At 62.5% G+C, this 12,187-nt stretch carries 12 protein-coding genes and 1 tRNA gene; 9 read left to right on the top strand and 4 right to left on the bottom strand.

Annotated elements, in window-relative coordinates; genetic code table 11:
• Positions 1-174 precede the first annotated feature (174 nt).
• Positions 175-690 carry a hypothetical protein gene (locus JX325_RS07580; protein ID WP_204790550.1) on the bottom strand — a complete coding sequence of 172 codons (516 nt, stop codon included), beginning with the start codon at positions 688-690 and terminating at the stop codon, positions 175-177.
• A gap of 312 nt (positions 691-1,002) precedes the next feature.
• Positions 1,003-1,683: a FadR/GntR family transcriptional regulator gene (locus tag JX325_RS07585; RefSeq protein ID WP_204790551.1), complete on the bottom strand. Its 681-nt coding sequence runs from the start codon at positions 1,681-1,683 to the stop codon at positions 1,003-1,005.
• Positions 1,684-1,884: 201 nt separating this feature from the next.
• On the opposite strand from JX325_RS07585, the gene JX325_RS07590 reads away from it, so the two are divergent.
• The 6 genes from JX325_RS07590 to JX325_RS07610 all read left to right on the top strand — a co-directional run bounded on the left by JX325_RS07590 (position 1,885) and on the right by JX325_RS07610 (position 6,426).
• Positions 1,885-2,559, top strand: a complete 675-nt coding sequence (locus JX325_RS07590) for a hypothetical protein (RefSeq protein WP_204790553.1) — start codon at positions 1,885-1,887, stop codon at positions 2,557-2,559.
• Between the two features lie 38 nt (positions 2,560-2,597).
• Complete coding sequence (locus JX325_RS18060; protein WP_243413981.1) at positions 2,598-2,807, top strand: 4Fe-4S binding protein; 210 nt, start codon at positions 2,598-2,600, stop codon at positions 2,805-2,807.
• A gap of 14 nt (positions 2,808-2,821) precedes the next feature.
• Positions 2,822-3,889: a 3-methyl-2-oxobutanoate dehydrogenase subunit VorB gene (gene vorB / locus JX325_RS07595; RefSeq protein WP_204790554.1), complete on the top strand. Its 1,068-nt coding sequence runs from the start codon at positions 2,822-2,824 to the stop codon at positions 3,887-3,889.
• A gap of 1 nt (position 3,890) precedes the next feature.
• Positions 3,891-4,634, top strand: a complete 744-nt coding sequence (locus tag JX325_RS07600; RefSeq protein ID WP_204790556.1) for a thiamine pyrophosphate-dependent enzyme — start codon at positions 3,891-3,893, stop codon at positions 4,632-4,634.
• Position 4,635: 1 nt separating this feature from the next.
• Positions 4,636-5,178, top strand: a complete 543-nt coding sequence (locus tag JX325_RS07605; protein WP_204790558.1) for a 2-oxoacid:acceptor oxidoreductase family protein — start codon at positions 4,636-4,638, stop codon at positions 5,176-5,178.
• 171 nt (positions 5,179-5,349) lie between these two features.
• The gene (locus tag JX325_RS07610; RefSeq protein WP_204790559.1) at positions 5,350-6,426 is read left to right on the top strand and encodes a branched-chain amino acid aminotransferase; all 1,077 of its coding nucleotides are present in this window, start codon (positions 5,350-5,352) and stop codon (positions 6,424-6,426) included.
• A 2,495-nt stretch (positions 6,427-8,921) separates the two neighbouring features.
• Here JX325_RS07610 and JX325_RS07620 read toward each other — a convergent pair.
• Positions 8,922-9,455: an RNA polymerase sigma factor gene (locus tag JX325_RS07620; protein ID WP_204790561.1), complete on the bottom strand. Its 534-nt coding sequence runs from the start codon at positions 9,453-9,455 to the stop codon at positions 8,922-8,924.
• A 488-nt stretch (positions 9,456-9,943) separates the two neighbouring features.
• Positions 9,944-10,020 (bottom strand) — tRNA-Val (locus tag JX325_RS07625).
• Positions 10,021-10,237: 217 nt separating this feature from the next.
• Between JX325_RS07625 and JX325_RS07630 the strand changes: the two genes are divergently transcribed.
• From JX325_RS07630 to JX325_RS07640, 3 genes are all read left to right on the top strand, one after another.
• Positions 10,238-10,423, top strand: coding sequence for a hypothetical protein (locus JX325_RS07630; RefSeq protein ID WP_204790562.1), 186 nt, complete (start codon positions 10,238-10,240; stop codon positions 10,421-10,423).
• A 127-nt stretch (positions 10,424-10,550) separates the two neighbouring features.
• Positions 10,551-11,237: a helix-turn-helix domain-containing protein gene (locus tag JX325_RS07635; RefSeq protein WP_204790564.1), complete on the top strand. Its 687-nt coding sequence runs from the start codon at positions 10,551-10,553 to the stop codon at positions 11,235-11,237.
• Positions 11,234-12,187: MBOAT family protein (locus tag JX325_RS07640; RefSeq protein WP_204790566.1), on the top strand; the 954-nt coding region annotated here is incomplete at its 3' end. The genes JX325_RS07635 and JX325_RS07640, both read left to right, overlap by 4 nt.

The following is a 12,187-nucleotide window of genomic DNA, read 5'->3' on the forward strand; positions in this document are numbered from 1 at the left end:
GGGCAGGGGTGGGCTTGTCAAGCTCGCCGACGCCCCACTGCTTGCACAGCCAGCGGCCATAGAGCACATAGCCGGCGAGCAGCACAGCGACGCTGATGATGAGAAGTACTAATCCGTTCATGAAAACACTCTCCCTCTTTCATGAGTCTCGTTTGCGGGGGAAATCCCCCAGGTTCATTTGGAGGCGAAATTGGCCTCCAGGGNCTTGCGGGCCCCCCTCCCGGCTGGATTGGAGAGAAAGCTCCGCGTGGAACATTCCATTGCTGCTATATGAAACTCCATCCAGCCATGGAGCGCCAGNCGNTAGTTTTTGTGGAAGCGGGTCNTCTTCAAGACCTTCTTCGCCTCCGGGTCGATGGTCTCCGCCAGAACCACCAGGGTGACGAAGGAGCTCATATGCTCCTTGTGGGGGCGGATGGCGGCCAGGCCCGCNTTGAGGGTCCGCTCCGTCAGGGCCTTGGCCCCGGCGGCGTCCAGGTGGTCCGCCACATGGAAATAGGTGTAGTCGTGCTGCTCCGTGGCGTAGAACTGCTTATCCCGCCGGACCAGGTAATGCTCATCCCGGAGGAAGTAGTGGGCCATGGCGGGGAAGGAACNGCCCTCCTCCGTCTCCACGTCCTTCGTGAGGTCGTAGTTGTGGGAATAGGCGTTCAGCAGCTTCTCAAAGCACTCCTGGGGGGTTCTCTCCATACCATCCTCCGCTTCATCCGTTGGGCCCGCCGTTTCCAAGAGGAAACGGCGCGGAAGGGGGCGCCCCCTTCCCGGGAGTCCTGAAAGAACCCCAGCTTGCGAACGCATTATACACCCTCCCCAGCCATTTGTTAAGAGGGTTTGAACAAATTTGTGGACAATTTGTGAATGGTCCCCGGGTAATTGTGGGTTTTGCCAAAAGGAATTGGTAAAACCCGGAACCGCAAACATCAAAACCGACAATTTTTCGACGTCTTCTTTATCTATTTTGACGAACGTTTTGGCGATCTTGTCCCCGTCCGGGGGACAGCCTCAGTCCTGGAGGGTGTTGATCAAATGCTTCATATGGATGCTCATGGCGCAGCGGGCCCCCTCCTCGTCCCGCTTGAGGAGGAAGGCCAAAATGGTCCGGTTATCCCCCAGGGCGATGTCCTGCATTCGCTGGCGGCTGGGGGAGATTTGCAGAATCTCATCCACGGCGCTGTTGATGATGGGGTACAGCCGCCGCATATACTCGTTGTGGGAGGCCTTGATGATNGCCCAGTGGAACTCCTGGTCCGCCAGGGGCCAGTTGCCCCCCTCGGCGGCGATGCGCTCCACCCGCTCCGCCTTTTTGCGGATCTGCTCCAGCTCCTCGTCGCTGGCCCGCCGGCAGGCCAGGGCCACGGTGGCGGGCTCAAAAATCAGCCGCATCTCAAAAAGGTCCTTGGCCCGGACCCGGGAGCGGACCCCCGCCAGGGCGGTTAAGTCCATCCCCGGGGCGGGGAGGCTCTCCGCCACAAAGGTGCCCTTTCCCCGGCGGATGTCCAGCACCCCCTGGGCAACCAAAAAGGAGATGGCCTCCCGCAGGGTGGTGCGGCTGACCCCCATGGCCCCGCTGAGCTCGTTTTCGTTGGGCAGCTTGCTGCCGGGGGGATAGCGGCGCTCCTCCACAATCCACTCATAAAGCCGGTCCGCCGTCTGCTCGGACAGCTTGGCGCGTTTGCCTTCCATGTAGACTCCTCCATCCTCCGGCGGACCCGCCGGGCACGTGTTGCGTTCATCAGAAATTTACTGTAAGAGTACTATACCGCCTTTTGCCGGAAAAAACAAGAAGGCTCTTGACAGCCTATGTAATTTAGTATAAAATNACATCATACAACGTGGGAAAATACCAGACAACTTGCGCGCGATTTCCTGGAAGGAGGGGTCCTCTTGACCGTCCTGGAGCGCTTTCCCCACCGCCTGACCCTGGTCACCGGGCACTACGGCACGGGAAAGACCGAATTTTCCGTGAACCTGGCCCTGGCCCTGGCGGAGGCGGGGGAGCGGACGGCCCTGGCGGATCTGGACATTGTAAACCCCTACTTCCGCAGCCGGGAGCGCCGGGAGCTGCTGGAGGCGGCGGGCGTCCGGCTCATCGCCACGTCCCAGGCCCTGGCGGACGCGGACGTGCCCGCCCTCCCGGCGGAGCTCCACGCCCTGCTGGAGGACCGGACGGTCCGGGGGGTGCTGGACATCGGCGGCGACCCCTCCGGGGCCCGGGTGCTGGCCCGCTACCGGCCCAGGATTGTGAAGGAGGACTACCGCCTCCTCTATGTGGTCAACGCCGCCCGCCCCGAGGTCCGCACGGCGGAGCGCAGCGCGGAAGTCCTCCGGGCCATCGAGACGGTGACGGGCCTTGCCTGTACNGGCCTTGTGAACAACACCCACCTCTGCGGCGAAACCACAGCGGAGGATATCCGGGAGGGCGCGGCCCTGGCGGAGGAGGTTTCCCGCCTGACGGGGATTCCGGTGGCCTGTCATGCGGCGGAAGCCCGGTTCCTAGAAGCGCTGAAGGACCTGGACCCCTTCCCCATGGAGATTCGGATGAAGAAACCCTGGGAATAAAATTGGCAATTTATATAGAGGAAAGGAGATTTTGCGCCATGNCAATCCACCTCACCTTCCGCCAGGACCGCTGCAAGGGCTGCGGGCTCTGCGTCACCGCCTGTCCTAAGCACATTCTGGCCCTGGAGGGCGGCACCAACGTGAAGGGCTACCACCCGGCGTCCTGCACGGACGAAGCCGCCTGCATCGGCTGCGTCAGCTGCGCGAAGATNTNCCCCGATTCCATCATCACCATCGAAAAAGACTGAAAGGAGCCGGTCCCATGAAACGAGAAATCTGGAAGNGCAGCGAGGCCATCGCTGAGGCCGCCATCCGGGCGGGCTGCCGCTGCTTCTTCGGCTATCCCATCACCCCCCAGAACGNGATTCCCGNGTACATGTCCCTCCACATGCCCCAGTCGGGGGGCGTCTTCGTCCAGGCGGAGTCGGAGCTGGCCGCCGTCAACATGGTATACGGCGCGGCGGCCTCCGGCGTGCGGGCCATGACCTCCTCCTCTTCCCCCGGCGTGAGCCTCAAGCAGGAGGGCATCAGCTATCTGGCGGCCTGCCAGCTGCCCGCTGTGATCGTCAACGTCATGCGGGGCGGCCCGGGCCTCGGGTCCATCCAGCCCGCCCAGGGAGATTATTTCCAGGCCACCCGGGGCGGCGGCAACGGCGATTACCGCACCGTGGTCCTGGCCCCCGCCAACATCCAGGAGGCGGTGGATTTGACCCAGGAGGCCTTTGACATCGCCGACCAGTACCGCAATCCCGTGGTGCTCCNGGCGGACGGCCTCATCGGCCAGATGATGGAGCCCATCGTCTGGAAGGAGCGGACCCCGANAACGCTCCCGGANAAAACCTGGGCCGCCTGNGGCCGGGGAAACCGGGACCATAATAACTTCATCACCTCCCTGCTCATCGACGCCCCCTCCTGCGAGGCCCACAACCTGGAGCTGCACAAGAAGGTCCTGGAGATGGAGAAGAACGAATGCCGCTGGGAGGAGATCCTGCTGGACGACGCGGAGATGGTCCTGGTTGCCTACGGCACCCCCTCCCGGGTGGCCCAGACGGCGGCGGAGAANCTGCGACGGCAGGGGATCAAGGCCGGCGTGNTCCGCCCCATTACCCTGTGGCCCTATCCCTATGCCCGGCTGCGGGAGATTGCCGACCTGGACCGGGTGAAGGGTTTCCTGACGGTGGAGATGAGCCTGGGGCAGATGCTGGACGACGTGAACCTGGCGGTTGCGGAGCGGAAGCCCGTGAAGTTCTACGGCCGCTGCGGCGGCAAGATCCCCGGCGTGTCCGAGGTGGAGCGGGCGGTCCAGGAAGCCTGGAAGGAGGTCAAGTGACATGACGACGATTTACCGGAAGACCAAGGGCCTCCAGGACACGGAGCTCCATTACTGCCCCGGCTGCGCCCACGGCATCGTACATAAGCTCATCGGCGAGATTCTGGAAGAGATGGACGCCCTGGGGACGGCCATCGGCGTCTGCCCCGTGGGCTGCGCCGTCTTCGCCGGGAACTACTTTTCCTTCGACACCATCGAGGCGGCCCACGGACGGGCCCCGGCGGTGGCCACCGCCGTCAAGCGCACCCATCCCACCCAGCCCGTCTTCACCTATCAGGGGGACGGGGACCTGGCCTCCATCGGCGCGGCGGAGATTGTCCACGCCGCCATGCGGGGGGAGAAATTCACCACCATCTTTATCAACAACGCCATCTACGGCATGACCGGCGGGCAAATGGCCCCCACCACCCTCATCGGCCAGCGGGCCACCACCGCCCCCCTGGGCCGCACCAAGGAACAGGCGGGCATGCCCATCCGGGTTGCCGAGATGCTCTCCACCCTGGACGGCTGCGTCTACGCCGAGCGGGTCTGCGTCACGGACATCCCCCACCTGAACAAGACGAAAAAGGCCCTGAAAAAGGNCTNCNAGCGCNAGATGGCCGGGGACGGCTTCACCTTTGTGGAGGTGCTGGCGGCCTGTCCCACCAACTGNGGCATGGAGATCNACGAGGCCAACCAATGGCTGATGGAGCATATGGCCGCTTACTATCCCCTGGGCGTTATCAAGGATACGGAGGCGACGTGATATGAAAAAGGAAGTGATTCTGTCCGGCTTCGGCGGCCAGGGCGTCATGTCCANCGGGAAGAACCTGGTGGAGGCCGCCGTGGCGGAGGACCTGGAAGCGTCCTGGGTTCCCTCCTACGGTCCCGAGATGCGGGGCGGCACCGCCAACTGCACGGTAATCATCAGCGACGAGCGCATCGGCGCGCCCCTGGTGGAGCGGCCCAGCGAGGTGGTGGCCATGAACCGGGCGGCTCTGGCGAAGTTTGAAAGCCGGGTGGCCCCCGGGGNCACNGTGTTCGTCAACAGCAGCNTCATCNCCGACAAGGTAAGCCGGGAGGACGTGACGGCGGTCTACGTCCCCTGCGACGAAATCGCCTCGGAGCTGGGAAACCCCAAGGTCGCCAACATGGTAATGCTGGGGGCCTACGTGGCCGCCACGGGGGCGCTGAAGCNGGAGACCATTGAAACCATGATTGCGGAGATTTTCACCGGGAAGAAGGCCAAGCTGGTCCCGCTGAACCTGGAGGCTCTGAAACGCGGGCTGGAGTGCGGGAAGCCCGCCTAACAAGACCAAGCAGGGGGAAGCGGGCCGGAGCCCGCTTCCCCCGCATGTCTCCTTAGGGAAAAACCATTGACTTTGCCCCCGGGCAAGCATATAATCATTTAAAGCAAAAANCCGGGCCCCGCCCGGCAGGGGAGCNCAGCTCCCATTACGGAAAACAGGAGAGTGTTCGCAATGCTGGATATCAAAATCACGAAAAACCCCGCCCCCAAGGCCAAGCCCGCCAACGAGAGCAAGCTGGGCTTCGGCAAGATCTTTTCGGACCATATGTTCCTGATGGACTATACCGACGGCCGGGGCTGGCACGACCCCCGCATCGTGCCCTACGCGCCCATCCCCATGGACCCGGCCACCGTGGTCTTCCACTACGCTCAGGAGCTTTTCGAGGGCATGAAGGCCTACCGCTCCGTGGACAACGTCATTCAGCTCTTCCGCCCGGAGTGCAACGCCCAGCGGATGCAGGATTCCTCCGACCGCATGTGCATCCCCCAGGTCCCCGTGGAGGACTTCGTCCAGGCCGTGAAGACCCTGGTGGAGCTGGAAAAGGACTGGGTGCCCCATTCCGACGGCACCTCCCTGTATATCCGCCCCTTCGTCTTCGCCACCGACGTGGGCCTCGGCGTCCACGCCAGCAAGCACTACACCTTCTGCGTCATTTGCGCCCCCTCCGGCGCCTACTACGCCGAGGGCATTGACCCGGTGCGCATCTACGTGGAGGACGAGTACATCCGGGCCGCCCCGGGCCTGACGGGCTTCACNAAGNGCGGCGGCANCTACGCCGCGTCCATCAAGGCCGGCGAGGAGGCGGAGCGGAAGGGCTTCGCCCAGGTGCTGTGGCTGGACGGCGTGGAAAAGAAGTACGTCGAAGAAGTGGGCAGCATGAACATCCTCTTCAAAATCGACGGGAAAATCTACANCGCCGCCTGCACNGGCACGGTGCTCCCCGGCGTCACCCGGCGCAGCTGCATCGAGCTTCTCAGGGACTGGGGCTATGAGGTCATTGANGGCCCCCTGGCCATCGCGGACGTGATGAAGGCGGGCCGCGAGGGCAAGCTGGANGAGGTCTTCGGCACCGGCNCCGCCGCCGTGGTCTCCCCGGTGAAGGAGCTGGACTGGAAGGAGGACAAGGTCTTCATCAACGACGGGAAAATCGGCCCCGTCACCCAGAAGCTCTACGACACCATGACCGGCATGCAGTGGGGCAAGATTCCCGATACCAAGGGCTGGATCGTCCCCGTGTGCAAGGGCTGAGAAAACGTCTTTTTTCAAAAAACAGGGAGGGCACGCCAGGCGCGCCTTCCCTGTTTTTGGGTCTTATTGAATGCGGAAGCGGTTAATGAGGCTGTTGAGAATTCCGGCCTGCCGGGAAAGCTCCTTGNAAACCGCCGCGCTCTTTTCCGCGGCGGGGTCGATGGGGCAGGGGAACATCCAGCTCCAGCCGTCTGAAATGGGTTCCGGCAAAAAAAGCCGCTTACCACAGTCTGCCTTCCTCCACGGCCCGCATGACCTCCTCCATGGTCATACCCTCGAAGTGGCCCTGGCAGGGGTCCGTTTGCTCACGGAGGACCTCGCCCTCCTGGTCATAGAGAAAATAGGTATACTCATGGGGGCATTCCTCTTTGGACAAGCCGTTCAGTTTGTCCGCCGCCGCCTGCCGTTCCGCCGCCCGGATGTATCCGTCCAACTGCTTCTGCAAGTCCGGCTCATAACCCACGTAATAGGCCAGCTGCCAGAGGCCGTAGCTCTCTCCCTTTTTGTTCTTCGGGTAGTCTCCGTTCACCAGGTATTGCTCCGCCAGCTTTTTGTTCTGGTCATCCAAGGCGCTGTCGTTTCCCACCAGGTACTCATACCAAAGCTCCCCGTCTTTATTCTTGAACATCTTCTCGTTTCCCCGGTAAGAGTTCGGGTCGTCGTCCGGCAGGATGGTGCCGCCCCGGCTCTTGATGAGGTCCACGTCGCCCCGGCGGGGGTTCTCGGGCACCGTCTTGGGCGTGCGGAGGTCAATAACATTTTCCTCGGGGGCGGGTTCAGCGGCGGGCTGCTTGCCCAGCAGAACCGTCTTGCTTGCGGAGTCATAGCCAATCTCCGTGCCCAGCAGTTCGCTGATGGTGCGGATGGGCAGATAGTTGGTTTTGCCTCCCGCCGCGTCGGTGTAGAGGATGGAGCCGGGGATTTTCTGCCCGTTGGCGGCGGTGATGTCCTGCCCCGCCGTGATTTTCTGCGTCCCGTCCATGGAGACGTTGGCAAAATTGTAGCTCACCTTGCCGGAGGCCGCCAGGGCGGTGGTCAGGCAGAGGGACAGGGCCAGGGCGGCGAAAAAGCCGCCGGTAAAGNACGCGATTCTGTTTTTCATGAGGATACCTTCCTTTCTTTTTCGGCGGAAAGGGAATGCCCTCCCCGCTCCGTTCTGCTACCTAAACGGAGGNGGAGGGCATAGTATTTCACGGATTTGAAATTTAGGAAAAATTTTTCAGAGCACCGGCCCCGCCGTCCGCTCCAGTCCGCCCAGCTCCACCCGGACCCCGGCGATGTCCACCGCCGCCACCGTGGCGGGGTCTATGGGGTAGGGATAGCGGCGGCTTGCGTAGCCACCGCTTCCGCTGGACTCCGAATTTGAGAGGTCCACATACTTTCCGTCCTCCGTCCAGAGGCCCAGCACNCTGTCTTGAACCGCGCGGCAGACTGCCACGGTCGCTTGAAAGCGCCGGTCATTCTCCTCCGGAGAAAGATCCGGGCCGGGCTCGGGCAGATCCTCCGGGTTCACGGCCGCGTAGTCGGCGGACAGCTCCGTGGCGGAAAGCTCGAACCCGGTAAACCGGAGGGGGATGTCTGTGAGCACCATCTCGACGCCGGCCCCCTCGTAACGGATGGGCCGGATCGGCTCCTCCAGGGTGAAGGTCAGGTCAAAGGGCCCCTCGACAAAGACCACGCCCGGGTGGATATCCTTGAANGGGTTTACGCTTGCCTGGCCTTCACTGTCGTTCACGTAGGTGCCTACGCGCTCTATATGCAGCGTCAGCTCCGGCCGCTTGGTCTCCGTGAACCAATCGGCTTCCAAAAACGTGTTCTCCTGAAACTTGAGGGTGTTCCCCTCCCGCTCCTGCGGCATGAGGAAGCTCCCAAAGCCCGGCTGTCCCTTGTCCAGCTCGGCTTGGATATCCGCCTCTATCTGTTCCGGGGACGCGTCCATGGCGGCGATGGATTGTTTCACCCGGTTTCTCGTATACTCTTCCCACTGGTCGTCCCGCAGGAAGAAACGGCAGTCCGCCATATAGAGGGGGGTGTACTGCTGGACTTCCTCCGGGANGTTCGGGNTCTCGATGTCCATGGACACCCACAGATCACTCCCGTTCCACACGGCGGCGTGGAGGGTTACCGTGGTATCCCCCACGGTCTGGCTCTGTTCGATGGCCGTGCCTGTGCGGCTCAAAACCTCCTCGGANACCTCNGGGGCCTCCGGGTCCATCCCNAGCCGGGGGAACCACTGAGAGAACTGTCCCGTAACCGCGGCTGCGGCGCAGGCGGAGAGAAGCAGCAGCGCCGCCACGATGGCGACGAGCCGCCAGTTCAGCCGTCTCCGGCCTCCGGGCCGGGCCTGCCGCCCCCAGCCCTGGGGGTCCGCCAGNAGGCGCATCCGCTCCCGGAGGTAGCGGGGGGAGAAGTCCGGCTCCTTGTCCTCCACGCTTTGGAGGGCCCGTNCATACTGCGCCAGGTTCGNGTCCATCAGCGCCCGGCGCAAAAGCATGTCAAACTGCGTCATACGCATATCCCTCCTTTTCCAGGCGTTCTTTCAGCATGGTCCGGCCCCGCATAACCCGGACGGCCACCGTGGACTCGTTCATCCCCAGCCGCCGGGCGATCTCCCGGTTGGTCTGCTCCTCCACCAGCTTGANCTCCAAAATCCGCCGGTAGTTCTCCGGCAGGGNGCGGATGAGGGAGACGAGATAGTCGTACTCCTCCTGGCGCTCCTCCTGGGCGGGCGGGTCCCAGTCCTCGGGAAAGGCGACGGTTTTCCGCTCCGCGCGGAGGATGTCCAGGGCGCAGTTTTTGGCCACGGTGACGGTGTAGCCCTCCGTCTCCCCCCAGGGCAGGGCGGAAACCCGGTCCCAGTTCTGCACCAGCTTAAGCCAGGTCTGCTGGGCGGCGTCCTCCGCCCGGGTGGGGTCCCCCAGGATACGGAGGACCACCGCGTAGATTTTCTTCTCATGAGCCTCAAAAAGCCGCGTAAACCGCCGCTGGTCCTGTTCGGTTTCCAGCATGGCCAGGCAGATCGCAAGCATAAAAGCCCTCCTCCTTTTTGTTGAATTGGCGCCGATTCACTGAGTAAACGGCGGGGAAGGGGAAAGTATTACAGATCGGGAAAAAGTTTTTCATTTGCCGCACAATAAATTTTTGTCTGCGAAAAAGGACCCCGCAGTTGAACAGGCTGCAATTCGCGGCCACCGGGGCTCCGCAGAATGCCGCGCATGTACAGAGCGGCTACCATGGATTCCTTGCGATGAACACGATCTACTCTGGCTACGCCAAGGCGGCGGAAAAGGCCGAGTCTATATGGCGAAGGCGTTCCTTGAGGACAAGGACGCCCGAAACCAGGGCGGGGAGAAGCTGGCCCGGTACTATGAGTATGTGGTAATGTGAGAGAGGGAGGGCCTTTGCCCTCCCTTTTGATAAACCATTCTTGCGCTCACGGTTACTAACGCGTTACTAACAAGTCAAAAAGGCATGAATGCTAAAAAACTCCTAGAACCTTTGTGGCTCTAGGAGTTTTTGGTGGACGATACAGGACTCGAACCTGTGACCCCCTGCACGTCAAGCAGGTGCTCTAGCCAGCTGAGCTAATCGTCCGAAACAGAACATATATAAGATACACGAAGTTGATCGGTTTGTCNAGCCCTTTCTTCCACTTTTCTGTAAAAGGAGATGCCCGCCCCGAAATTTTCTTTTGCAGGGGCGGATCTGCGGCAAAATGCGGATAGAAATTCCGGCGCAAAATCCCCCCTTGTAAAAGGGGAGCGGACGGTGTATAATAGATTCAATTTTGGATCATTAGGAGGAAGCTGCTATGAGCGAAACCGCGAGCATGGTCATGAAGATCATCGGCGCCAGCCTGGCCTTCGCCGCTTTTGTCTGCCTGCTGATCGGCGGCTGGCACGATCTCAGCGTGGGATACTGCGGCATGAAAAAACGCCTGAGCCAGAGATTCAGCTCCGAATACGACGACTACGCCGACGAGGAACTTTACGAGTAAGCCTCTCCCCGCCCTGGAACGCCGGGGCGGGGGATTTTTTTCGGCCAAAAATATCTTTACATCTCGTAANGCGTTTGGTAAACTATACGTTGCGTAATTGAGAACAAACCAAAGGAGCGTCCGACTTATGAGTTCAGAGTTTTCCCGCACCTTGTCTCTGCTGCGGCAGGAGAAGGGCGTCAGCCAGCGGGCCGCCGCCGGGGAACTGGGCATCTCCCAGGCCCTCCTGTCCCATTATGAAAACGGCATCCGGGAGCCGGGCCTCCGCTTTGTCGTCCGGGCCTGCGACTACTACGGCGTGTCCGCCGACTTCATCCTGGGCCGCACCCTCTCCCGGGAGGGGAACATGCTGACNGAGCANGACATCCTGGACGCCGCCGAGCCGAAAAGCACCCTCCGGGGCAGCGTTTTGGCCACCCTTCAGAGCAAGCTCCTCTCCGGCGCGGTGGGGGTCCTTTTTGAGCTTCTGGGCAAGATGGGGGACAAAACGCTCATCAACGCCGCCGCCGCCTACCTTGGCAGCGCCGTCTACCNGCTCTACCGGCACCTCTACCGNTCCTCCGGGGCCAANGAGGGCTATTTCGCCCTGGACCCCAGCACCTGCGGCCTGGGGCTGGCCGACGCGGACCNGAAGCTCTCCGAGGCCCGNTACGCCGCCGCCCTGCGGGAGCTCCAGGCCAAAAAGGCGGAGTTCCCGGACCTCTCGTCCCCGGCCATCAACGCCGCCTATCCGGGGCGCTGCCAGAGCCTGACCCAGGTCCTCAGCACCACCGACGCCCGGCTCACCGCCCTTTCCAGACAGCCGGAAAAATGAATTTTCAATCGTTTGGTTTCCTGGCCTTCCTCGCCGCCGCCACCGCCGTCTGCCTGGGATTGGCCCGGTGGGACCGGCGCATCGCGGCGGAGTGCCTGACCCTGGCCTGTCTGATTTTCTATATCATTGGGGGCGGCTGGGCCGCGCTGCTGGTGCTGGTTTTGGGGATGGCGGTGTCCGCCGCCGCTGTCCGGTATCTCACCATGCCGGACGTCCGCATCCAGCCGGAAGGGGACGGCCCCGCCGCCCGCGCCTATCCCCGGACCGCCGCCCGGCGGCGGCGCTGCCTCTATCTGGCGGCGGCCTGGCACACCGGCGTGCTGGCGGTCTTTNAGTACACCGGCTTTGTCACCGGGGGACGCCTGTCCCCCGGCTGGGTTCCCCTGGGCCTCAGCTTTTTTACCTTCCAGCAGCTCTGGCTTTTGAAGGNGGCCTATACCGGCGGCTTCCGCCCGGAGCGGGAGGATCTGCCCCTCTACGCTTTCTTTTTCCCCTCCGTGGTCTCCGGGCCGATTTTAAAGCCCCAGGCATTCTTTCCCCAGCTTCACGGGGAGAAGTTCCTCCGCCCCGACGGACGGGACTTTGCCGCCGCCCTGTACGCCATCGCCTCCGGCANGGCGAAAAAGGTGCTGCTGGCGGACAACCTGGGCATTGTGGTGGGCAATGGCTGGGCGCGCCTGGACGAGCTTTCCGCCCCCGGCGGCTGGCTGGTGATTTTAGGCTACACCCTGCAACTGTACTTCGACTTCTCCGGCTACTGCGACATTGCCGCCGGGTGCGCCCGCCTCTTTGGCCTCCGCCTCCCGGTGAACTTTGATTCTCCCTACCGGAGCCTCTCCGTGGGGGAATTCTGGAAGCGGTGGCACATCACCCTGACCTCCTTCCTCCGGGAATGCCTGTACTTCCCCCTGGGGGGAAGCAAACGGGGGACCGGGCGGGCCTATCTCAAT

Source organism: Oscillibacter sp. CU971 (assembly GCF_905219725.1).
Taxonomy (GTDB): Bacteria; Bacillota; Clostridia; order Oscillospirales; family Oscillospiraceae; genus Oscillibacter.